The 23,047-nt window shown below is 63.8% G+C and carries 20 protein-coding genes and 1 pseudogene; 14 read left to right on the top strand and 7 right to left on the bottom strand.

The features are described 5' to 3' along the window. Position 1 precedes the first annotated feature (1 nt). Positions 2-655 carry a hydrolase gene (locus AB4118_RS00195; RefSeq protein ID WP_441487830.1) on the bottom strand — a complete coding sequence of 218 codons (654 nt, stop codon included), beginning with the start codon at positions 653-655 and terminating at the stop codon, positions 2-4. 140 nt (positions 656-795) lie between these two features. Here AB4118_RS00195 and AB4118_RS00200 point away from each other — a divergent pair, with 140 nt between their 5' ends. Next, on the top strand, positions 796-1,113 hold the full coding sequence (locus tag AB4118_RS00200) for a winged helix-turn-helix transcriptional regulator (RefSeq protein WP_441487831.1): 318 nt from the start codon (positions 796-798) through the stop codon (positions 1,111-1,113). An 84-nt stretch (positions 1,114-1,197) separates the two neighbouring features. Here the strand turns inward: AB4118_RS00200 and AB4118_RS00205 are convergent, their stop codons facing one another. Further along, complete coding sequence (locus tag AB4118_RS00205; protein WP_441487832.1) at positions 1,198-2,316, bottom strand: helix-turn-helix transcriptional regulator; 1,119 nt, start codon at positions 2,314-2,316, stop codon at positions 1,198-1,200. A gap of 310 nt (positions 2,317-2,626) precedes the next feature. Between AB4118_RS00205 and AB4118_RS00210 the strand changes: the two genes are divergently transcribed. Together AB4118_RS00210 and AB4118_RS00215 are read left to right on the top strand one after the other, a co-directional pair. After that, a complete protein-coding gene (locus tag AB4118_RS00210) occupies positions 2,627-3,238 on the top strand; it encodes a TetR/AcrR family transcriptional regulator (protein ID WP_441487833.1) in 612 nt (203 codons plus the stop codon). Positions 3,239-3,537: 299 nt separating this feature from the next. Then, positions 3,538-4,746 (top strand): MFS transporter, encoded by a 1,209-nt coding sequence (locus tag AB4118_RS00215; RefSeq protein WP_441487834.1) that lies wholly within the window; start codon positions 3,538-3,540, stop codon positions 4,744-4,746. Positions 4,747-4,913: 167 nt separating this feature from the next. Here the strand turns inward: AB4118_RS00215 and AB4118_RS00220 are convergent, their stop codons facing one another. Together AB4118_RS00220 and AB4118_RS00225 are read right to left on the bottom strand one after the other, a co-directional pair. Next, positions 4,914-5,396, bottom strand: a complete 483-nt coding sequence (locus tag AB4118_RS00220) for a Rid family hydrolase (protein WP_441487835.1) — start codon at positions 5,394-5,396, stop codon at positions 4,914-4,916. 48 nt (positions 5,397-5,444) lie between these two features. Continuing rightward, a complete protein-coding gene (locus tag AB4118_RS00225) occupies positions 5,445-6,038 on the bottom strand; it encodes a TetR/AcrR family transcriptional regulator (protein ID WP_441487836.1) in 594 nt (197 codons plus the stop codon). Positions 6,039-6,139: 101 nt separating this feature from the next. Between AB4118_RS00225 and AB4118_RS00230 the strand changes: the two genes are divergently transcribed. After that, positions 6,140-7,363, top strand: coding sequence for an MFS transporter (locus AB4118_RS00230; protein WP_441487837.1), 1,224 nt, complete (start codon positions 6,140-6,142; stop codon positions 7,361-7,363). A 149-nt stretch (positions 7,364-7,512) separates the two neighbouring features. On the opposite strand, the gene AB4118_RS00235 is transcribed toward AB4118_RS00230, so the two are convergent. Continuing rightward, positions 7,513-8,061, bottom strand: coding sequence for a cupin domain-containing protein (locus AB4118_RS00235; protein WP_441487838.1), 549 nt, complete (start codon positions 8,059-8,061; stop codon positions 7,513-7,515). Between the two features lie 351 nt (positions 8,062-8,412). On the opposite strand from AB4118_RS00235, the gene aptA reads away from it, so the two are divergent. After that, positions 8,413-9,762 carry an omega-aminotransferase AptA gene (gene aptA, locus AB4118_RS00240; RefSeq protein WP_441487839.1) on the top strand — a complete coding sequence of 450 codons (1,350 nt, stop codon included), beginning with the start codon at positions 8,413-8,415 and terminating at the stop codon, positions 9,760-9,762. A gap of 119 nt (positions 9,763-9,881) precedes the next feature. Here aptA and AB4118_RS00245 read toward each other — a convergent pair whose 3' ends face one another. Continuing rightward, positions 9,882-10,946 (bottom strand): AI-2E family transporter, encoded by a 1,065-nt coding sequence (locus AB4118_RS00245; RefSeq protein ID WP_441487840.1) that lies wholly within the window; start codon positions 10,944-10,946, stop codon positions 9,882-9,884. Positions 10,947-11,515: 569 nt separating this feature from the next. On the opposite strand from AB4118_RS00245, the pseudogene AB4118_RS00250 reads away from it, so the two are divergent. The 4 genes and pseudogenes from AB4118_RS00250 to AB4118_RS00265 form a co-directional block, all read left to right on the top strand. Continuing rightward, positions 11,516-11,687 (top strand): annotated as a pseudogene (locus AB4118_RS00250) (potassium channel family protein); the annotation flags it as partial. A 67-nt stretch (positions 11,688-11,754) separates the two neighbouring features. Continuing rightward, the gene (gene cax, locus AB4118_RS00255) at positions 11,755-12,849 is read left to right on the top strand and encodes a calcium/proton exchanger (protein WP_441488327.1); all 1,095 of its coding nucleotides are present in this window, start codon (positions 11,755-11,757) and stop codon (positions 12,847-12,849) included. A gap of 185 nt (positions 12,850-13,034) precedes the next feature. Then, on the top strand, positions 13,035-14,528 hold the full coding sequence (locus AB4118_RS00260; protein WP_441487841.1) for an amidase: 1,494 nt from the start codon (positions 13,035-13,037) through the stop codon (positions 14,526-14,528). Between the two features lie 98 nt (positions 14,529-14,626). Continuing rightward, on the top strand, positions 14,627-16,156 hold the full coding sequence (locus AB4118_RS00265) for an ABC transporter substrate-binding protein (protein ID WP_441487842.1): 1,530 nt from the start codon (positions 14,627-14,629) through the stop codon (positions 16,154-16,156). A gap of 21 nt (positions 16,157-16,177) precedes the next feature. Here the strand turns inward: AB4118_RS00265 and AB4118_RS00270 are convergent, their stop codons facing one another. After that, the gene (locus AB4118_RS00270) at positions 16,178-17,791 is read right to left on the bottom strand and encodes a gamma-glutamyltransferase (RefSeq protein ID WP_441487843.1); all 1,614 of its coding nucleotides are present in this window, start codon (positions 17,789-17,791) and stop codon (positions 16,178-16,180) included. A gap of 253 nt (positions 17,792-18,044) precedes the next feature. Between AB4118_RS00270 and AB4118_RS00275 the strand changes: the two genes are divergently transcribed. The 5 genes from AB4118_RS00275 (at position 18,045) to AB4118_RS00295 (ending at position 22,977) form a co-directional block, all read left to right on the top strand. Continuing rightward, positions 18,045-18,605 (top strand): sigma-70 family RNA polymerase sigma factor, encoded by a 561-nt coding sequence (locus AB4118_RS00275; protein ID WP_441487844.1) that lies wholly within the window; start codon positions 18,045-18,047, stop codon positions 18,603-18,605. Between the two features lie 45 nt (positions 18,606-18,650). Then, positions 18,651-19,334, top strand: coding sequence for an anti-sigma factor family protein (locus tag AB4118_RS00280; RefSeq protein WP_441487845.1), 684 nt, complete (start codon positions 18,651-18,653; stop codon positions 19,332-19,334). A 562-nt stretch (positions 19,335-19,896) separates the two neighbouring features. Continuing rightward, positions 19,897-21,153, top strand: coding sequence for a S8 family serine peptidase (locus AB4118_RS00285; RefSeq protein ID WP_441487846.1), 1,257 nt, complete (start codon positions 19,897-19,899; stop codon positions 21,151-21,153). Between the two features lie 100 nt (positions 21,154-21,253). Next, entirely contained in the window at positions 21,254-21,553 is a 300-nt protein-coding gene (locus AB4118_RS00290) for a hypothetical protein (RefSeq protein WP_441487847.1), read from the top strand. Between the two features lie 209 nt (positions 21,554-21,762). Continuing rightward, positions 21,763-22,977 (top strand): MFS transporter, encoded by a 1,215-nt coding sequence (locus AB4118_RS00295; RefSeq protein ID WP_441487848.1) that lies wholly within the window; start codon positions 21,763-21,765, stop codon positions 22,975-22,977. Positions 22,978-23,047 lie beyond the last annotated feature (70 nt).

Below are 23,047 nucleotides of genomic sequence, written 5' to 3' on the forward strand. Positions count from 1 at the left end.
ATCAATGTCCCTCTTGTGCGCCGAACATCGTCTTGGCGTAGATGATGCCGAGACCGTAGGCCCCGCCGAACTTCTTGGCGATGCCGGTGGTGAGATCGTAGGTGTCCGTCCTCGCCCAGTCGCGCTGCAACTCGAGCAGATATTGCAACGCGGTCATCGGACGGGCGCCGGCCTGTACCATCCGCTCGACGGCCCGCTCATGCGCTTCGTCGGAGACGTCTCCGCAGGCGTCGGTGATGACGTAGACTTCAAAACCCTGGTCGATGGCCGAGAGCGCCGGGCCGACGATGCAAACCGAGGTCCAAAGGCCGGCAAGCACGATGCGGCTCTTGCCGATCTCGTTGACGCGCGCGATCACCGCGGCATCCTCCCAGGTGTTCATGGAGGTGCGATCAAGCAGCTTCTGGCCGTTGAAGGCGGTCGTGATCTCCTCGAACATCGGCCCGGAGAAGCTCTTCTCGGCGACGGTGGTCAGGATGGCCGAAACGCCGAAGCCGGCGGCGGCATGGGAAATCAGGGCGGCGTTGTTGCGCAATGCCACGGCATCGATCGACTTCGTTGCGAAGGACATTTGCGATTGAAAGTCGATCAGGATCAGGGTGTGATCCTGAGGAGAGAGCAGCAGTTTACCTGGAACCGGAGTTGCGCGAGCCATGAACCAACCTCCATCGCGGCAGTGAACACGGCTGCACGCTAGCGCTGCAATACGGCCTCGACCAGTAGTAACCTTATGGATACCGCAAGCTTGCCATGAACAAGGTTGAAAGAATTGAAGTCGACGATAGCAAATGCCGGGTGGAACCTTTGCTCAAGTTCCTTGCCCAGGAATGGATGAGCCATATCATCTGGGCTCTCGGCCAGAATAACGCGCTGCGGTTTGCGGAGCTTCGCCGCGCGCTGCCCGGATCGATCTCCGCGCGTGTCCTTTCCGCCCGGCTCAAGTCACTTGAAGGCAAGGGTTTCGTCATCCGTTGCGACCTGAGCGAGAATGTCCGCCATGTCGAATATAGCCTGACTGAGGAGGGGCAGGCTCTCGACGCCGAACTGAGGCGGAGCGAGGCCTTTTCCCACGCACGGTATGGCCAGGTCCTGGCACGTTCGGCGGGCGAGTAAGCATCCGCGGGGAGAACCACCCCAAGATTGCTGTCTTGAGCCGCCTGGCGTTCAGATCGGTGACGTCGTGGGGGTTGCAGCCCTTTACGGCTGGGTGTGGAGAACGCGCCCGCCGAGGCTGGCGCCCTGCAAGAGCCCGACCAGATCGGCCTGGCGTTCGAGGCCCGTTTTCGCAAAGACCCGTTTTAGAGTGGTCCGAACGGTTTCCTCCCCAATGCCGAGGGCGAGCGCGGCATCGCGGGGGCGGCTTCCGGCGGCGATCAAGGCAGCGAGCTTGGCCTCCGCCGGCGTCAGGTCGAACAGGCCCTGGATGACCGAAGCGGTCGGGACCTCTCCGGGGACGACCGGCGTTACGACCAGAATCGCATGGGCTTGCGACAGCACATCGTGACCCGCCCCGGTCACCGGCACGAGATGCGCGATGAAGGGCGGATTATCGCCCTCGGCGGCAATCGGGATCGAGCGGACGGCGGCATCGTGCGGCGCTTTGCCCAGGGCTGCGAACGCCTGGAGAAGCAAGCGGTCCGCAGAGGGATTGGCGAGCCCGAGCCGGGATGGGCGGTCCTGCGCGACATCCGGCATCAGCCTGACGAGGAGCGGATTCGCAGCGAGGGCCTGTCCGCGCCATCCGAGCACGGCTGCAGGAAGGCCGATCATCTCGAGCGCGTGGGCAACGGTGCGGGCACGCTCCATGTCGAGCCGCGCTGCCAGGATGCCGGCGCGAGCAAAATGGGACCGTGTGCGATCGACCTGCGTGACGAGATCGCGCCCGACCGGCCCCGAGGCATAGTCGCGTTCGGCATGGACGATGATGGTGTCGCCGCTCGGAACCTCGATTGCGGTCGCGACGCCGAAGCCATAGCCACGCGGGATGAAGAAGTCGCGATAGATCGGGTCCTGAGCCATTTCCTGCATGGTGAAGACGTCGGCATCGGTTGCAAAACCGGGATACTGCAGCGCCATCAGACGTTTGGTCCGCTCGTTGGACGCCCCGGGATAGAGGCTGAGAAAATCGAGCCAGAGCTGTTCGAACGCGGGTGAGGAGTTGATGAAGCGCATCTCCTCGCCCCGGACGGTGCAAAGCACCGCGTCCTTCGCACTGCAGATATCGGCGAATTTGGCGAGCACGGATGGCCAGAGGCTTGGCACAAGGGCTGCCTCGTAGACGGCATCGATGAGCTGATGCTCGCGTGGATCGCTCATGCCACCCTCTGGTCCTGACCGATCATCGGCCGATACCGCGCTGATTCAGCAATACAACAATAGTAGGGCGCTTCGGCCATCAGCCGGCTCACTATCAGACAAAGTCCGGTGCCAGTCCACGATCGACTGAGGCGCGCCGGCATGTTTCCGGTTCCCAGCGGGCCATTTAGGTCCGTTTGAGAGTCTGGCCCCGGCGTTCGACGGGCCTGGCGGCCGCTTCTCAGAGGGACAACATCCGGTCAATCCCTTCAGTACGGGCTTTACAATATACATACGACTGTATATGTGTTGCGAACTGTGAGGTGACGTGATGACGAGCGATAAGAGGAAGGAGCGCGGTGACCGCGCCCGGGCCAACATTCTTCACCATGCAACCCGGATCGCCTCCGTCGAGGGGCTGGACGGTCTGACGTTCGGGCGCGTGGCCGCTGATGCGGGGGTTGCACGAGGCAACATCCAAATCCTCTTTGGCGACAGGGAGGCGCTGCAGCTCGCGACGATCGAGAACGGCGTGTCGCTATACACGGACGCCGTCATTGGCCCCGCCAGGGCAAGGCCAAACGCGGTCGAGCGTCTCATCGCTCTTATCGAGGGCTGGTACACATTCGTGGAGCAAAGAACGCTTCCGGGCGGCTGCCTGGTTCACGCGCTGAGCAGTGAATACCGCACGCGTCCGGGACGGATCCGCGATCGGGTGGAGCATCATCGGCTCGAGGCGAGGCAGTGCATCGTCAATCTGTCGACCGAAGCGATGCGGGCGGGAGAGCTTCAGCCCGACACCGATATTGAGCAGCTCGCCTTTGAGCTTACTTCGTATCAGGCATCGGCCAATGTGGCGGCCCTGATGGAGGAAGCCGACCAGTTCGAACTGGCGCGGCTCGCATCCAGGCAGCGGCTCCGGGCGGCGCGGGGTCTAAGATGAGCGGCGACCCATTCCGCTCCGGAGAGCCGGAACACCAGCAGCGACCTGCCGCTCGTGGCCGATCTGCGGATTTGTTGGCGAGGCGAGACGGGTTGTCGCCAGCTTTCCGAACCTTCCTTGAAGACCTGAAGTTCATCCTGCCGGGCCCCTAAAGGACCTCTCATCGAACGGCTTCGTGCGCTTGAGGCCGAACGTCCTGATGAGCCGCGCCGCCGCGCCGGCAGGCCGCTCATATCCCAATTGTCCAACCAAACGACTTGGCATCGGTGCTGACATCGCCGGGCCGGAAAGGTCCACTCATGGTCGCTGCGCCGCTGCAAACTCCACGTGAAGTCGATCGGCCGCAGGCCAAGAGCCCATGGCTCCCGGTTTCGATGCTCGCATTCGGTGTCTTTGTCGTCGGAACCGGCGAGTTCGTCCTGGCGGGCTTGCTGCCCCTTCTCAGCAGTTCGCTCAAGATCGCGCCGTCCGTCGCGGGGCAGGTCATCACGATCTTCGCGTTGACCTGCGCACTCGCGGGCCCGGTCCTGACGACGTCCACCGGGGGATGGGACCGAAGAACCGTACTGGTCGCCGCAGTGGTGACTTATCTTGCGGGGAGTGTCTGGACTGCGCTCGCGCCCTCCTATGCTCATGTTCTGGCCGGTCAGGTCGTGGCTGCTCTCGGCGTTGGATTATTTGTGCCGACCGCCACCGTAACTGCTGCCGCGATGGTTTCGCCAGCACACCGGGGCCGAGCCATTGCTTTGGTCGTGAGCGGCTTCACTGCGGCGACTGCGCTTGGGGCACCCTTGGGTACAGCGTTCGGCGGGATGTTCGGCTGGCGGTCGACCATGTGGCTTGCAACCGGACTGGCCGTGGTTGGCGTCATCGGGATCGTCATCTCCGTCCCGAAGACAACGACGATCGCGACAGCACCGGGGTTACGCCAGCAAATGCGGTTCCTGCTCGAGCCTCAAATCGCTGCGGTCCTCGGAGTGACCCTGCTGGCCTTCACCGCTGTGTATATGCGCTACACCTATATGGGGATCATCTTTGAAACGGCGACGCAGGGAAACAGTCTCTACCTTGCGGGGCTCATGACAACGCTTGGCGTGGTTGGCACTGTCGGGAACCTGGGCGCCGGTATGCTCGCCGACCGCTTTGGCGGCCGCAGGGTGGTGGCGATCGCCTTGGTCTGGCTCATTCTCAGCCTAGTCGTCCTGCGATTGACCATCGATAACCTGGCATGGGCCTTTGCATTGATCGCGGTCTACGGCATCGCCGCCTTCGCCATTACGACGCCGCAACAGCACCGGCTGATCTCCCTGAAGCCTGAAGCCGCCGGTGTTCTCGTTTCGCTCAACCAGGCAATCCTGTACCTCGCCATCGCACTATCGGGTTCCATCGGCGGTCTAGGAATTGAGTGGCTGGGCTCGAACAATCTCGGCCTCGTCGCTGCGGTGCTGGCAGCCATGGCATTGGTGCTGTCATTGTCGATGAAATCGGAGAGCCATGCTCACCGATGAGGATGCAATCCGCTTGCCGCAAGGGACATCTGTCATGGATAGAAGCAACACTTCCGTCCGGCCGTAAGATAGTCGCTGTTGCCAAGGCCTGTTTGGCTTCGCTCATCGCTCGTCGTCTTGTTTGCTATTCATCGCTTTGCAACCAGGCGCGTCGAGCGCTCACCACGTTACATCTGTTCACGAGGCAATAGGGGGGCAAATGCCGTCGCCTTGATCTCCACCAGCCCATCTGCCGCGTTGAGTTCAGCGACGGCCAGTTCGACGCAGGCGGGATAGGGGGCGGGAAAGAACTCGTCCCGGACGGCCGCAATCGCGGCCAGTTGTCCTGCTTTGTCCAACGCCAGTCGGTCGCTGCCGAGCACATGAAACATCTGAAGTTCCACGACATCATCCACACGCGCCCCGCATGCGTTCAGAAGCTGTTCCATCAATGTGAAGACACGACGCAATTCGCTACAAAAGCGCTCGGCGTCCATCGCTGTCGATTGCCTGTTGCTGGCGACAAGCCCGGACAGAAATACGAAATCTCCAGCGCGCCGCGCCGGGGCATAATGGAACTGTTCGACATCGTCCTTGAGCACGGCGGGCACCACCACCTTGCCAGTGGACGTAGCATGATCGCGGATCGAACGATTGACCTGTTCTTCCATCGTGTTTCGACCTCTCGGGGGCATGGTTTGGGCAGGTCGGCCTGCGATCTACACGTGCAGCGGGGTCATTGACGGAGCGATGAGCGCCTCGAGCTCGTCTCTCGTGGCGCCGTCGCGAGCTTGCATTGAAAGGCCTTGCATCACTGCGCTGTAGTAGTTGGCCAGCACCGGGATATTGCTCGAACCCACCAGGTCACCCTCCGCCACGCCCCGAGCCAGCCTGGCGCGAATACGCATCTCGGTTTCCTCGCGAATGCTCCTGAGCAGTTCGCGCAGTGGTTCGGTTTCAATCTGGCAGTTGACCACGCCGAGGATCAGCAGGCAGCCGCCAGAGTGTGGTGCGCTGAGCGCCGTGTCGATGCTGGCCTGAAGCATGGCGCGGATCGACTCCCGTACGGTGGTGCCTTCGTCGAGCGCGCGCAGGGCGCCAGATCCCGCGGTCGCCACATAGAGCTCTACCGCCTCCCGAAACGCTGATTCCTTCGAGACAAAGGCTGCATAAAAACTCGGCGGCGTAATCCCGATCGCTGCCGTCAGGTCGTTGAGCTGAGTGCCCTCATACCCCTTGGCCCAGAACACTTCCATGATGCGCTGAAGTGCGTGGTCACGGGCAAAGCTGCGCGGGCGGCCTCGGACTGCCATGGTGTTCCTTTCTGTAGCGTGAATTATATAAATCCTTGACCATGGCACGCAAGCCGGGTAGCGAATTTTATAGTGAGAATTATAGAATGGATTGAGTGACAATGGACACTGTCGATCGCAGCAGCCCGGCGAGCTCGGCTTCCGGAACGCCGACAGCGCAGGCCGTGCGGGAAGGACTCCCGGTAGTGGTCTATGTCCTGGGATTGACGATCTTTTCGCTGACCACGTCGGAATTCATGGTCGCCGGCATGATGCCCTCGCTGTCGGCCGCGCTTGGCGTAACGATTGCCGAGGTCGGGTATCTGATCTCGATCTATGCGGCGGGGATGGTCGTCGGTGGGCCGCTGCTGACCCTCGCGCTTCTCAAACTCGGAGTTCCAAACAAGCGCGCACTGCTTGGTTTGCTTGCGCTCTACAGTGTTGGAGGGATCATCGCCGCGACGGCGGATGGGTATGGCATCATGGTTGCTGCGCGGATCATCACCGGTGTTGCCGGTTCGGCATGTTTCGGGGTGTCGTTGGCCATCTGTGCCGAAGTCGTTCGACCGGACGCGAGAGGGCGGGCCTCATCGATCGTGCTCGCCGGGTTGATGCTCGCGACGGTCCTGGGCGTGCCGGCTGCGACCTTGATTGACCAGCGCTTTGGCTGGCGAGCGAGCTTTTGGCTGGTCGTCGCGCTCGCGATGCTGTGTGCCGCTGTCATAGCAGCATTGGTTCCGGCATCCAGGAAATCGGCCCAAATCAGCTTGAGCACTGAACTGGCATCGTTCCGAAACGGCCAGCTTTGGGCGGCCTATGCCACGAGCGGTCTGATCATTGGCGCGACCTTTGCCGCATTCAGTTATTTCTCGCCGATCTTTACGGATGTGACGGGCTTTTCTCCTGCCACGGTACCCCTGCTGCTCGGCGCTTATGGTGCAGCCAACGTCATCGGCAACGCGATCGTTGGGCGCTTCGCCGACAAGCATACGATTCCGATCCTCGTCGGCGGCCTGATCGCATTGGCGGGGACGCTCGCGACATTCGCAGTCTTTGCCGATCACCGCATTGTCAGCGTCGTTGCTTTCATTGCGATAGGATTGGTCGGGGTCCCCATGAACCCGGCGATGATTTCACGCGTCATGAAGACAGCGCACCCCGGGCCATTGGTGAACACAGTCCACACATCGGTCATCAATATCGGTCTTGCGGCAGGCGCCTGGTTCGGTGGCATCGGTATCGTCGCCGGTTATGGTTTGCGCTCGCCGCTTTGGATCGGTGTCGCGCTGGCGCTGCTCGGTCTCGTCAGCCTCATGCCGCGCAGCGTCAGGAGATCGGTGCAATGACTGCCTAACGGACGCCAAGCAATATCCGGGGATGCAGGCACTCAGACGGTTCGCAGGCCAGGGCAGCCTGGACGGCCAATCGCAGATGCCGTCCGCGATCGACGGTTGGCGTCAAGAGCGGTTGGCGCGTCACCGGCCCAAACTCGGGGCTAAAACGATGGCGGCGTGCAGGCACTTACAACTTCGCAGGCAACCGGCCCCACGCATCTAAACCGATGCGGCCTTCGGCTATCGAAATAATACGCATCGCCGGGGCCCAGTATTCGGCGCTGATCCTCGACCGTGACCTCCAGCCGGCCAATGAGGACAATTCCGCCCTCTTCGCCATCATGGGCGAGCAGCACACGACCTGTGTCGGTCCCTGGTTCGTAGCGTTCCTTCAGGATTTGAAGTGCGCGACCGAACAGGCTCTCGCCCACTTGCCGATACGAAATCCCGCCCTTGCCAATCTCAACCAATTCACTGGCTTGATAGAAGGTCTGTTGCGGCCTGTCAGGCTCCATTGAGAAGAATTCGCTGAGTCCAATGGGAACTCCATCGAGAATTCGCTTCAGGACTCCAACGGATGGGCTAATGGAGTTCGACTCGATCAGCGATATCGACGAATTGGCTATGCCGACACGCCTAGCGAGCGTGCGCTGCGATAGATTGTATTTCTGTCGGATGAATCTAAGGCGAGCACCTACGTCCACAGACACCGAACTCTCCTCCCCGCCAACCCGTGCTTGTCCCGCGACGATCCTCGACACATCTTCGTCCCGTGCGCTTGCCGTGGGACATATGCCAACTGTGTTTGACGCGAAGGGGACAGCTTATCTGTCAAACCGACGCCCACGGGCCCCAAATGAGCTCATTTTCGTGTCGGAGCTTACCGGCATGGCGCAGTCACCCCTCCGACATCGATGCCGATCACCCGCTGTTCCTTCTGTTCAATATCTGCATCGATCTATCTTTGTCTCCTTATAAATCAGCGTCTTATGTTTCATCCGAAACAGACTTGTTGGCAATGATGGAACGTGGCTTGTGGCAGGCAGACAAGGGAGCACGCCATGACCGCCAACACTCCGCCAGCCTCATTGCAGAACGCCCGCTCGCTCGACAGCTACTGGATGCCCTTTACCCCCAACCGGCAGTTCAAGGCCGCGCCGCGGCTCCTCGCCTCGGCCCAGGGCATGCACTACACCACCGATGATGGTCGCAAGGTGGTCGACGGCACGGCCGGGCTCTGGTGCGTCAATGCCGGACATGGCCGCCGCCAGATCACGGAAGCGGTCGAGCGCCAGCTTTCGACCCTCGATTATGCGCCGTCCTTCCAAATGGGGCACACGATCGCCTTCGACTTCGCCGAGCGCCTCGCCGCCCTGGCGCCAGGGGCCGGAGAGGCGAAACTCGATCGCGTCTTCTTCACCGGTTCGGGCTCGGAATCAGTCGATACGGCTCTCAAGATCGCCATCGCCTATCAGCGCGCGATCGGGCAGGGGACGCGAACCCGCCTGATCGGCCGCGAGCGCGGCTATCACGGCGTCGGCTTCGGCGGCATTTCTGTCGGTGGACTGGTCAATAACCGGCGTGTCTTCCCGCAGCTTCCGGGCAGCGATCATCTGCGCCATACGCATGATCTTGCCCGCAATGCCTACACGAAGGGGCTCCCGGAGCACGGCGCCGAACTTGCCGACGATCTGGAGCGCCTGGTCGCGCTGCATGGCGCGGAAACGATCGCGGCGGTGATCGTCGAGCCCGTCGCAGGCTCGACCGGCGTTCTGTTGCCGCCGAAGGGCTATCTGCAGCGCCTGCGCGAGATTGCGACGCGTCACGGCATCCTGCTGATCTTCGACGAGGTCATCACCGGGTTCGGCCGTCTCGGCACGCCCTTTGCGGCCGAGTATTTTGGCGTGGTGCCGGACATCATGACGACGGCCAAGGGGCTGACCAATGGTGCGGTGCCGATGGGCGCCGTCTTCGCCAGCCGCAAGGTGCATGATGCGCTGATGACCGGTCCGGAGGCTGCGATCGAGCTGTTCCATGGCTACACCTATTCCGGCCACCCGATCGCTTGCGCCGCTGGTCTCGCGACGCTCGACATCTATGCCGAAGAGGGGCTCCTGACGCGCGCCGCCGAGCTCGCGGCGAAATGGCAGGAGGCGATGCATAGCCTCAGGGGCGCTCCGCATGTGATCGATATCCGCACCATCGGCCTCGTCGTCGGCATCGAGCTCGAATCGCGCGCTGGAGCGATCGGGGCGCGGGCTTATGACATCTTCGTCGACTGCTTCGAGAAGGGGCTGCTGATCCGCGTCACCGGCGACATCATCGCTCTGTCGCCACCGCTGATCGTCGAGCCCGGGCAGATCGACGACATGGTGTCCCTGCTCGGCGAAGCGCTGAAGCGCGCAGCCTAGAGCAAGCGCCGGTGCATTCGCGGCCATTGCGCTTGCCGCCTTCGACGGAGGGCGTGAGGCGCGCCTCCGCCGGTGCGGCGCTGCCTGCGATCGAGGTAAGGACGCCGTAGGAGAGCAATTCACACCGGGTGTTGCTGCAGCCATTCCAGCAGCAACACGTAGCTGACGGCCAGAAGAACGGGCCCGACGAATAGTCCGAGGAGCCCGTCGACGATCATGCCGCCGATAACACCCATCAGAATGACCGGCATCGGGACATTCAGCCCTCTGCCGAGCATCAATGGTCTGAGAATGTTGTCGCCGAGACCGACGACAATATTCCAGATCAGAAAGATGACTGCCGGCTGCGTTGCTTCGTAAATGAAGACATAGCCGACCACAGGCAGCGTCAGCAAAATCAGCGGCACCTGCATGATGCCCAATATGAGCGCAACAAGGGTCAAGGGACCGGCTGCCTGAATTCCTATGGCGAAGAAGCCCAGGCCTAAAAGCGATGACTGGATCAGAGCAACGCCAACAACCCCGAGTCCCACGCCGCGGATCGTGGCTGCAGTGAGCGTGACCAGTTGCACCGCGCGCTCGTTGCTCCCTGTGACGCGTGTCAACAGGCGTCTAGCGAAGGTTGCTGCGTCCTTGCCGTAGACAATGAGTACCGCGGCGATCGCGAAGGAAAGAACGAATGAGAGTTCGCCAACGGCAAGGCCACCAGCGAACGTAGCCAGCCATGCCAAGGGCCCGCTGAGCAGGTGGCCGTATTTTGCCAGCGCCGCCGGCAGGTTGGAGGCGACGAGTGTCCAGATCTCCGTTAATTTCTTGCCGATCAAAGGGGTGCCATCGAGCCATAGGGGTGGCTGTGGGATGGTTACGTTCTGGCTCTGCAAGGTCGAGATCAGCGAATAGAGCGTCGTCGCAAGCGACGTCACCGCAATCACCATCGGCCCCAGCATCAACACGACGCCGATCAGTCCGATCAGCAGCGCCGATCCACGATTCCCGAGCCGCGGCATCAAGCGCAGATGGAGCGGATACAGCATCACCGCCAGGATCGCTGACCAAATCAAAAGGAATGCAAAGGGAAGCACGATCCGTGCGCAGGCATAGACCAGCAGGGCAACCAGACCGACCCGAATGGCATTGTCGATCATGGTCGATGGGCGACCGAGGTTTGGAGCCTTCCCGTCCATCGATCTGCCCCCTTAAACAGTTTGCTGCAAGAGCCTCGCGTGGTGTGTAGTACTCAGCCCATTCTGGACCAGGTCGGAACTGCGACGAGAATGGGCTGGATCTCCGGTGGACGCAGCGGAAGACGAGTTCCAAGTGCCTGCCTATCCGATTGGCCGAACAACCACGGCTCATCGTTGGCTGACACGCAGAACACAGTACAATGAACGTAAGCCCTGTAAACTAACGTTCTGGCATTCGATGATGTGCCCGGGAATCGGCATGTCCGGTTCCGCTGGCGACTGGCAGAAAGTCGAGTACTCTCCAACGCGCTCGTCAGCGTACCGGCGGCGCACCCATCTTCGCGAGAACAGATTAATCCATCCGAAACGGCGATCTTGACCGGTGAATACGATCGATAGACAGTTCCGGCAGTCGGAAATTCGCTCATGGCAGCTTTCGATCCGTTCGGTGGCCGACGCCTTGTTCTAGCGTTCGACGCACAGATGGAAGCGCTTGCCTTACTATAATGGAAGGCTGCCGCGGTCTGCTTGGGGGCGTGTGGGTGCCTAATCTTACGAGGTTTCATCTGATGGAGCCCAAAGAGAAAAGGCGCGCCTCTTTCTTCGCCCTCGCGCAACAATTCCGTGTGATAGGGCCAATTCTGTCCGGAGTTCTGGTTGTCATGATCGGGCTCGGGATTGGTGATTGAGCGCATAGAGGATTGGCGGATAAACGAAGCTCTCTACTTCACGTTCGTCACCTGAGAATACTCGGAACCCAAACGAAGGTGCCAGTTCCAAGACAAGGAAGGCCGAGCTGATGGCAATGATTGCCCCGCTTCTCCGGGAAATCCGCCACAATGCCATTCTCTGGCTGTTGGCGATGGTGCCCGCAGTATTCATCGCTCAGCGCCTCAAGCCCGAAGCACATACACTCCTGTTCGTGCTTGCCGTACTGGCACTCGTACCCCTGGCGACGTTGCTGAGTCACGCGACGGAGTCCGTTGCCGTGAAGACAGGGGATGCCGTGGGCGGCCTTCTCAACGCCACGCTAGGCAACCTGACCGAGCTGATCATTGCGCTGGCCGCGCTACGCGCCGGTGAATTCACGTTGGTGAAGGCGTCCATCGCCGGAGCGATCGTGACCAACACTCTGTTCATGTTGGGGGCGTCATTTCTGATCGGTGGTCTCAAATACCATGTGCAGGATTACAATCGGGTCAGTGCCCGCCTCCAGACGAGCCTTCTCTTTCTTGCCGTTGTCGCCATGCTGGCTCCGTCGATCGTTCCCGATGCGGGCTCCGCGGCGTCATCGAGCTTCGCCCATCAATTGAGCGTGGGTCTGTCGGTGCTGCTGATCGGGACCTATGCGTTGGGCTTGGTATTCTCGCTCAAGTCACACCGGGAGTTCTTCGGCAGCACGGATACAGCGGAGGCTGGCGAAGAGGCATTTCCGCTGGGCTTGGCTCTCGCGACCCTGGCTGGCGTTACGGTCCTCGTGGCACTGGTCAGTGAAGTCTTCATCGAATCCGTGCAGCAGGCCGCTGTTGCGCTGGGGATGACGCCTGCGTTTGTAGGATTCATCGTCGTGGCCCTGGTCGGCGGCGCTGCCGAAATGGCCTCGGCGTTCTCCGGCGCGAGCAAAAACCGGCTTGACCTGAGCGTGGGCATCGCCTTGGGAAGCGCATCCCAGATCGCGCTCTTCGTCGCTCCGGTGCTGGTCCTGCTCAGCTACGTCATCGGTCCAGCGCCGATGAACTTGCTGTTCTGGCCGGGGGCGGTGGTCATGGTGCTCATTTCCACGCTGACCGCGTTCCTGACGACCAGCGGTGGTCGCTCGACCTGGTTCGTCGGCGTGCTCCTGCTGATGGTCTATCTGATTTTCGCCATGACGCTTTACCTTCTGCCGCCAAATACGCAGTAGGCGAAGCGGCCCGATCTTGGCTCGCGAGCCGGTCATCGGGCCGCACCGCCGGCCGGCGCAACGGGCCGATGCAATCCTGTGCATTGCGAGGCCGGTCCTCGTGGTGCCAGCGTGGCCTCCTGTCGATCTGGCTGACGAGACGCGGCATTTGCCTGCCGCGCCATGCCAATGGAAGGGGCCCTGACTTGAGCGAACCTTGCGATCTCAGCGCCGTAGAGGCGCGCGCCCTGATCGGGGCGAAGTCCCTCTCAGCCAGCGAATTGCTGGAAAGCTGCATCCGCCGCATCGATGCCGTCGACCCGGCCGTCAATGCCATGGTTGCGCGCGATGACGAGCGAGCGCGGGCGGCGGCGAGAATGGCAGATGAGGCGACGATGCGCGGCGATGCGCTCGGCGCCCTGCATGGCCTGCCGGTCGGCATCAAGGATCTCGAGAATGTCGCGGGCCTGCGGACGACCTATGGCAGCCCGCTGTTTCGGGACTTCGTGCCGCCTGAAGACCAATTGATCGTCGCCTCGGTCCGCAAGGCCGGCGCCATCATCGCCGGAAAGACCAACACGCCGGAATGGGGCGCCGGCGCGAACACGCGCAATGCCGTCTATGGCGTCACCGGCAATCCCTTCGATCCCTCCAAATCGGCGGCCGGCTCCTCCGGCGGGTCCGGCGTCGCGCTGGCAACCAACATGGTGCCGATCGCGACCGGCTCGGATACGGGCGGCTCGCTGCGCAATCCGGCGGCCTTCAACGGCGTCGTCGGCTTTCGGCCGACACCGGGGCTGGTCCCGAGCGACAAGCGACCCTTCGGCTGGAACCCGCTGAGTGTGCTGGGCCCGATGGCGAGGACCGTGCCCGACCTCTGCCTGCTGCTTTCGACCATGGTCTCGGACGATGCCTGCGATCCGCTGGCAACGACGATCTTCGGCCAGACCGTGCGCAAACCGGAGGATTTCGCGCGGCCGGCCGAGATCGACCTCGCCTCGCTGAAGGTCGCGTTGACGCCCGATTTCGGTTTCGCGCCGACCGAGCGGCATATCCGTGAGGTCTTTGCCGAGAAGACCGGGTTGTTCAATCACCTCTTTGCCGTCGCTGACGAGGCGACGCCCGATTGCAGCGGCACGGACGAAACCTTCGAGGTCTTGCGCTCGCTCTCCTTCCTGGCCTCGATGCATGAGCGGGTGCGCGACACGCCCGAACAGGTCGGCCCCAATGTTCGCGCCAATGTCGAGGAAGGACTGCGCTACAGCGCACTCGACGTCACCCAGGCGCTGAAGCAGCAGACCGCGCTCTACAAGAACTGGCAGAGCTTCTTCTCGCGCTTCGACGTCATCCTGTCGCCGGCCGTGACGTTGAGCCCGCGGCCCTGGAGCGAACTCTATCCGGCCGAAATCGACGGCAAGGCGACGCGAACCTATTTCCACTGGCTGGCACTTGCCTATGCCGTCACCGTGGTTGGCCATCCCGCGATCTCGCTGCCGGTCGGATTGGATCGCAACGGCATGCCGTTCGGGTTGCAGATCGTCGGTCCGCGCGGCGGCGACGCCAAGGTGCTTGCCGTTGCGGCGGCCCTCGAGCGGGTGCTGGCAGGCGATCCACGTACGGCGCGACCGGTGCCGGACATCGCCGCGCTGGCGAAGGCTCAACACCTGAGCGACAGTCCAGGGTTCCTGGGGTTCGACTGACGCGCCGTCGCCGCCAATACAATGACAAGAGGGGATTTCCGTTGAAGCGCCGTACATTCTTGAAGGGGGCCGTTGCAGCCGGCCTCGGCAGTACCTCGTTGACGTCTCTCGCCCGGGCCCAGGCCGGGCGCTCCACGCTGATGAAATTCGTGCCGCAGGCCAATCTGAGCGCGCTCGACCCGATCTGGACCACCGCGACCGTGACCAATAATCACGGCTACTATGTCTTCGACACGCTCTTCGGCGCCGACATGGACTTCAAGCCGCAGCCACAAATGGCCGAAGGGCACGAGGTGCTGAACGATGGCAAGACCTGGCGCATCGCGCTTCGTGACGGTCTGGTCTTCCATGACGGCGCGCCGGTCAAGGCCGCCGATTGCGTCGCCAGCCTGAAGCGCTGGTGCCAGCGCGACCCGTACGGGCAGTTGCTGGCCAAGGTGGTTGAAAGCTGGCAGGTCGTCGATGACCGGGTCTTCGAGATCAAGCTGACGCGCGCCTTCCCGACGATGCTCGAGGCTCTCGCCAAGGTCGATACGCCGCCCTTCATCATGCCCGAACGGCTGGCCGTGACCGATGCCAGCAAGCAGGTGACGGAGATCGTCGGCTCCGGCCCCTACCGCTTCATCCCGGGCGAGTATGTCTCCGGCAGCCGGGTGGTCTACGAGAAATTCGCCGGCTACAAGCCACGTCCCGAGCCGGCGAGCCGCAATGCTGGCGGCAAGACCGGCTATTTCGAGCGGGTGGAATGGCAGGTCCTGCCCGATCCCGCGACCGCGGCTTCGGCCCTGATGAAGGGCGAGGTCGACTGGTGGGAGCGTCCGCTGACCGACCTGCAGCCGTTGCTCGCGAGCAATCCCGAGATCAGGCGGGAGGCGACGGACACCTCCGGCCGGATGGCTATCATGCGGTTGAACCACCTGCACCCGCCCTTCAACAATCCCAAGGTGCGCCAGGCCGTTCGCATGGCGGTCAACCAGGAGGATTACATGCAGGCGACGCAGGGCGACGACACCACGCTCTGGCAGACCTGCCGCAGCCTCTGGCCGCGCGGCACGCCCTATTATACCGGCGAGCAGGAAGACCTGATGCCGCAAAACCTGGACAAGGCGAAGGCCGCCCTGGCGGCGTCCGGTTATGCTGGCGAGAAGGTCGTCATCATCAGCCCCACCGATTTCCCCGATATCGGCCCACTCGGGCAGGTCACCGGCGAATTGCTGCAGCGTCTCGGCATGAATGTGCAGATGGCCGACAGCGACTGGGGTACGGTCGTGCAGCGTCGCGGCAATCGCGAAAGCGTCGAGAAGGGCGGCTGGAGCATCTTTCACACCACCGGCCCGGCGGTGGGCTGGAGCAACCCGGCGCTGTCGCTGCTCGTCCGTGGTCAGGGAGCCAAGGGCTGGTTCGGCTGGTGGGAGAACGAGACCGCCGAGAAGCTGGCCGAGGAGTGGCTCTACGCTGCCGATGCGGCTGGCCAGAAGAAGGCTGCCGTTGCCCTGGCGCGGCTGGCGCTCGAAGAGGTCGCGACCATCCCGCTCGGCCAGTTCGTCATTCGCACGGCCTATCGCAAGAGCCTGACCGGCATGCTGCCGGGCTCCGCGCCCTATCCCTGGGGCCTGCGCCGGGCCTGACCGGCGCAGGGCGGCTTCGCGTCAGGCCGCAGGGCCTGCCGCGACCGCGGCAGACCAGGGCGATACGAGATCGCTGCAACCCTCCGCACCGTCGGTGTCGACGCGGATCAGGTTCGGGCAGGCGAAGTTGATCGGCAGCACCCCGTGCTCGACGACCGAGACCGGTCCGGCCGCTTCCAGCGCATCGAGAACATCGTCAGGCAGGCGGCAATCGGCGCTGGTCGAATCCGGCCCGGAGACGTCGATGCGCGGCGCATGGGCGGCCTCGCCGACGTCCATGCCGAAATCGAGCGTCCAGGCCAGGCTCTGGTAGACGCTGGCGAGGATACGCCGGCCGCCCGAGGCGCCCATGGCAAACCGCGGCCAGTTGCCGTCCTTCGGCGCCACCACGACCGGGCACATGTTGCAGAGCGGTCGCGCGCCGGGGGTGATCGCATTGGCGCTGCCGGGGCGCGGATCGAACCACATCATGCCGTTGTTCATCAGCACGCCGGTCTCGGGCAGCACGACGCGGCTGCCCATCGACGAGAGCAGCGTGGTGGTAATGGCGACAAGATTGCCCTCGCCATCGACCACGGTCAGATGCGTGGTGCAGGTGTCGGCCGGTTCCGGTGCAGCGTGTGCGGCGCCGAGTCCGGCGAGGCGCTCGGCATAGGCCTCGCGCATCACCGTCGAGAGCTTTGCGAACCAGGCGGCGTCCGGGCCTCCTGTCGGCGGAGCGACTGCGGCCATGCCTTCGACCACTGCGGCGAGCGTCGGGGCGGCCGTCAGCCCGCCGGCCGTGTGCAGCACATGCGTTCCGCGCCAGTCGATCACGGGAGCCTGCCGGACGGTCGCTTCGCAGCCTGCGAGGTCGGTCGCATCGACGACGCCGCCCACTGCCGCGATGTCGGCTGCGAGGCGCCTTGCAGTTTCGCCTTCGTAGAAGTCGCGCAGGCCGGCCTCGGCCAGGCGCTCCAGGGTCGCTGCAAGATTGCCGAGCCTCATGAAGCCCGGGACACCTTGATAGGGCGGCACCGGCGGCAGGCCGCCAGGCAGATAGATGCGGGCGCTTTCTTCATAGAGCCGCAAGACCGAGGCCGAGGAGGCGATCTTCAGCGTCGTGTACCAGTCCTGCGCCAGCCCGCGCCTGGCGAGCGCGATCGCAGGGGCGAGGAGGTCGGAGACCGGCAGTCCGCTGCCGAAATGCTGTTTCAGCGCCGCATAGCCCGCAACCGACGAAGGGATGCAGAAGGAGAGCGGTCCGTGGATATTGCGGTCGTCCACCACCTCCGGCCAGGTGAAGAGGTCCTTCTTCATCGCGCCGGTCAGCGGGTAGTCCGCCGGATCGGCGCGACGGGGCGCGACGGGGCCGAAATCGATGACCTGCGCCCGCTGCTCACCGGCCTTCAGCACGACCGCGAAGCCGATGCCGCCGAGACCGCTGTTCCAGGGTTCGACCGCGGCGAGCGCGAAGCAGGCAGAGACGGCGGCGTCTGCGGCATTGCCGCCGGCGTCCAGGATCGCTGCGCCGGCTGCGGCTGCCTCGCGGTTCTGCGAGACGACAATGCCGTTCTTTCCGCGCGCCGAGGGCTTGGTCAGGTTCCAGTTCTGCGTCCGGTAGACAGTCTCACGCGCGCTCTTGGCAACGGCCATATATTCAACTCCCCTTGTTCGAGGGCGCATGCTTCCACGATTCCGCGGCGCGGCGGAAGGCTGGCAAAGCAGGCCCGCCCTGCGATCGGCTCGGGGGCGGCTCTGCTGCGGCGGCAGGGTTCGCGACCCCAGGTTGAGGATGTCGCAGCAAATGGCTGGCGCAATGCGTGCGAGCCATTAATCTTGGAACGGATTGAACCTCCGCCGCATTCGCAGCGACAAACCTGCGAGCCGGCATGCAGGGCCCCGCGCGATGCATACCGAGTCCGACGAAGACCTCGTCAAGCGGATCGCCTCGGGCGACCGGCTCGCGATGAAGGTGCTGTTCTCGCGGCACCAGGTGCATGTCTATCGTTTCGCGCTGCGGCTCGTGCGCGACGAGACGGTTGCGGAGGATGTGATCAGTGACGTCTTCATGGACCTCTGGCGGCAGGCGGACCGGTTCGAGGCGCGCGCCAGCGTCACGACCTGGCTCCTCGCCATCACCCGCAACAAGGCCTACTCGCTGCTGCGCAAGCGGCGCGAGGCTGGCCTGGACGACGAATTCGCCGAATCCATCGAGGACGAGGCGGACGATCCTGAAATCGTGCTGCAGAAGCAGGACAAGGGTCTCGCGATCAGGGCCTGCCTCGGGAAGCTCAGCCTCGAACACCGCGAGGTCATCGATCTCGTCTATTATCACGAGACCTCCGTGGAGGAGGTGGCGCGGATTGTCAGCATCCCCGAGAACACCGTCAAGACGCGGCTCTTCCATGCCCGCAAGAAGCTGGGCGAGCTGCTCAAGGCGGCCGGGATCGATCGGGGCTGGCCATGAGTGCTTTCGGAGGCCGGTTCGATCCGCCCAATCGGGAGGTGCGCCATGACTGAGGGCATCGCGACCGATCCGAGGCGACGTGAGCTCGAAGAGCTGCTGCCCTTCTACGCCAATGACCGCATTTCGGCTGCCGACAAGGCGCGCGTCGAGACGGCGCTGGCGACTGATCCTGAACTCGCCGCACGGCTCGAGATCATCCGTGAGGATATGGCGGAGACGATCCTGCTCAACGAGAGCCTGGGCGCCCCTTCGCCACGCGCGCTCGACCGTCTGATGGCCGGCATCGAAGCCGAACCGCAGCAGGCGCCGCTTCTGGCACGGGCCCGCGGCGGCTTCCTGAGCTGGCTCGGCCAATGGCTGGCGGCGCTGCCGCCGCGAAAGCTTGCCTATGCCAGCGCCGCGGCTCTGGCATTGATCGCGATTCAGGGCGTTGCGCTGACGGGCGTTGCCCTGCGCGGTGGCGGGGGTGGGTTCCGGACTGCGTCTGCGCCGGGAACATCGTCCTCGGAGCGTTATGTCCTGCTCAGCTTCGTACCGGATGCAAGGGCCGCCGACATTGCCGCTTTCTTCAAGCGCTACGAGGCGTCGGTGGTCGACGGTCCGCGCGCCAACGGCTTCTTCAAGGTGCGCGTCGGCGACGCGAAGCTGACGCCGGCGCAGGTCGACGCCATCGCGGCGCGGATGAAGGCCGAGGCTGCGATCATCAGCTTCGTAGCGCCGGCCCCGTAGCGGGCGCGACGGGGGCTTTGGGATGCTGGCCTTGGGGCCGAAATGGGGAGTGGGTGCCGTGCTCCGTCAAACCAGCGGGAGGTCGCATCAACAGTGGGCGCGATTTGCCGGTTGCGCCGCCCTGGTCTGGCTCATCGGGCTGATTTTCCCAGCTTCCGCTCAAGATTTCAGGACCGGCGGTCAGCGCTTCGGCCAGGGCCAGGGACTGAGCCAGAGGTCGGAGACAGGAAGCGATCGCGTCCCGACGACCAGGCCCTATCCCGACCAGCGTCCCGGTGGCGCGCCTGGGCGGCCGCCTCGTTATCCTGGACGATATCCGGGCGGAGGTAGCTGGGGGCCCGCGGCCGTCGGTGTCGGCGCCGGCATCATCGGCGGGTTGATCCTGGATCAAGCGAGCCGCCGGCCGGTCATCATCGAGGATTATGAGGAGGAGCCGGTGTTGCGCAGGCCGCGGCGGCCGCCGTCGGTTCGAGAGGTTGCGCCGCCCCGGACGCGGCGCGCCGCTCCTCCCGTCTCACCGCCGCCGACCCGAGCCGCCCGGCCGGCCGCGCGTCAGCCCAATGTGATCGTCCCGCCGGCCACCGAACGGCGGTTGGTCAATGAGGAGATCCTGTTCGAGCTTGCGCCGAATGCGCAAGCCGAGGCGGTGCTTCGCCGCTATCGCGCGACGCAGATTGCCAGCCGGCGCTTCGCGCTTGCCGGCATGACCATCATTCGTGCGCGTCTCGAGGGCGGCCGCAGCGCCAGGGGCGTGCTGGCCGAGATGGTGGGCGATCCGCGCGTCGCCAGTGCCCAGCCGAACTATCTTTATACCTTGCAGCAGGACGAACCGAAGGGCACCGCCCAGCCAGCGGGCGCGGATGGTGTGCCGGTACCGCCAGCAGGCAGGCCTGACGATGCCGAAAAAACGATCGTCATCCCGGATCTTCCTCCGATCCCGCCACTTGTCTCGACTGTGCCCAAGCGCGAGCTGCAGCCGCAATATGTGGTCGAGAAGCTGCATCTCGACGATCTGCACAAGATCGCGCGCGGTGCGGCGATCCGCGTGGCCGTGATCGATTCCGGTGCCGATACCAGCCATCCGGAGCTGCAGGGTGTTCTTGCCGGTTCCTTCAATGCGCTCGGCGGCGAAGGCCAACCCGATGCGCATGGCACTGCGATGGCGGCGGCGATCCTGGCGCAGGCGCAATTGCAGGGGATTGCTCCGGGCGCGCGGCTTTTGGCGGCGCGCGCCTTCTCGGGAGCGGCGACGACGGGACCCGCCAATGGCACGACCTTCCATATCCTGGCGGCGCTCGACTGGGCGGCAGGCGAGGGCGCCCGCATTCTCAACTTGAGCTTCGCCGGCCCGCAGGACCGGCTGCTGTCACGCTCGCTCGCAGGGGCCAAGACCAAGGGCATGATCGCGGTCGCGGCCGCGGGCAATGGCGGAGCCAAGGCGGCGCCGCTCTATCCGGGTGCCGATCCGAATGTCATTGCCGTCACTGCGACCGATGCAGACGACAAGCCGTTCTCCGGGGCCAACCGCGGTGATTACATTGCGGTTGCCGCACCGGGAGTCGATGTGCTCGCGGCCGAGCCGCAAGGACGCTACGCCTTCTCGTCAGGCACCTCGATCGCAGCGGCCCATGTCTCGGGACTCGTGGCACTGCTGCTCGAGAAGCGTCCGGAGCTCGGCCTCGATGAGGTGCGCAGGCTCCTGAGCGAAAACGCCGTCGATCTCGGCGGCAGGGGCAAGGACCCTGTCTTCGGAGCGGGCCGGGTCGACGGACCGGCGGCCCTGTCGCGCGCCCTGCCAATGTCGACGGCTCGCCCCTGAAAAAAAAACGGCGCTGCTTTGAACCTTCTGCGCGCTTGCCGCGACCAATGGTCATGGAGGGCGAATGGTTCGCTCCCGATCGAGCTGCAGGAGACAGACGATGACCACCTTCCGGAAGAGCATGGCCGCCACTCTCGCCGCCTTCACGCTCGGCACCGCGCTCCTCGCCAGCGTAGGTGGCGCCGAAGCCCGCCCGCGCTACCGCGGCCCGTATTGGGGTGTCGGTGCCGGCATCGTCGGAGCGCTGGCCGTCGGCGGATTGCTCGCTGCCTCAACTGGCCGTGCCTATGCCGAGCCGGTCTATGAGGAGGATGCTCCCGTCGGCCGCTGCGATCTGGTCGAGCGCATCAACCGTTTCCGCGACGTCGTCGGCCACCGCCGGGTCTGCAGCCTCTACTGAGCCAGCGCGTGGCCTCTTGCAGTCCGGCTCTCCGCAACCTCCGGAGGGCCGGACCCGTTTGAGTGTCCGGCCGCAACTGGTCCAGCCGTGAAGTGTCCGCGCTGGGCGACGCGCAGCATCGCTTGCAGAGCATGGCAATGAAATTGTCCGGCCTCTCGGCTTGCTTTAGTGAGCGACTGACTGGTTAGCCGAAACATAAGTCATAGCTCATGAATGTGACTACGCCGGTCGGGATCGCCCGTCGCGCAACAATGCCCGTGCTGATCGCCCTCAGCGTCACGCACCTGCTCAACGACATGATTCAGTCGCTGATTCCGGCTATCTATCCGATCATCAAGACCGCCTATGCGCTCGATTTCGGACAGATCGGGCTGATCACCCTGACATTTCAGGTCTCGGCCTCGCTGCTGCAGCCGCTGGTCGGTCTCTACACCGACAAGAAGCCGATGCCGTATTCGATGGTCGTCGGCATGGGGTTTTCCCTGTTCGGCCTCGTCGGCCTGGCCTTTGCCAGCAGCTATTCGCTGCTATTGCTGGCGGCAGCCTGCGTCGGCATCGGTTCATCGATCTTTCATCCCGAGGCGACGCGGATGGCGCGCAATGCGTCCGGCGGGCAGCATGGCTTGGCACAGGGGATCTTCCAGGTGGGCGGTCAGACCGGGGGCGCCCTGGGGCCCTTGCTGGCAGCCTTCATCATCGTGCCGAACGGCCAGGGCAGCCTGGCATGGTTCTCGGCGGCGGCACTGATCGCCATGGCACTGATGGTCTGGACCGCAGGACAGTCCGCACTCGTCGGTCCGCGGCAGGTGCGCGGCAAGGTCGCGGGTGCAGCCGACCCGGTCGCCATCTCGGCACCGCCCCTGGCGAGTGTTGCTCCGGCCGTCGCAATCCTGATTATTCTGCTGTTCTCGAAGAACGCGTACAGTGCGAGCTTCAGCTCGTTCTACACCTTCTACCTGATCGGGAAGTTCGGCGTTTCCGTCCAGACCTCCCAGGTCATGCTGTTCCTGTTCCTGGGGTCCTCGGCGGCAGGTGCCCTGTTCGGCGGCATGCTCGGTGACAGGATCGGGCGCAACAAGATCATCTGGTTCTCGATCCTGGGTGCGCTGCCCTTCACGCTCGTGCTGCCCTATGCCGACCTCTTCTGGACGGGCGTCCTGACCATCATCATCAACCTGATCATGTCGAGCGCCTTCGCCGCCATCCTGATCTATGCTATGGAACTGATGCCGGGCCGCATCGGACTGGTCGGGGGCTTCTTTTACGGGCTGTCCTTCGGACTCGGTGGCATTGCGGCAGCCCTGCTCGGCGAATTTGCCGACCAGCTCGGCATCGAGACGATCTATCGAATCTGCTCGTTCCTGCCGGCGATAGGCCTGCTCGCCTGGTTCCTGCCGACCCTGAAGGAATCGCGCCATAGCTGAGCCATGGAGGGTTTGGCCTTGTCTGGCTCGTGGCCTGACAGGTCTGCGGCACGGCCCCTGACAAGCGGGC

The organism is Allobosea sp. 2RAB26 (assembly GCF_052115465.1).
GTDB lineage: Bacteria > Pseudomonadota > Alphaproteobacteria > Rhizobiales > Beijerinckiaceae > Allobosea.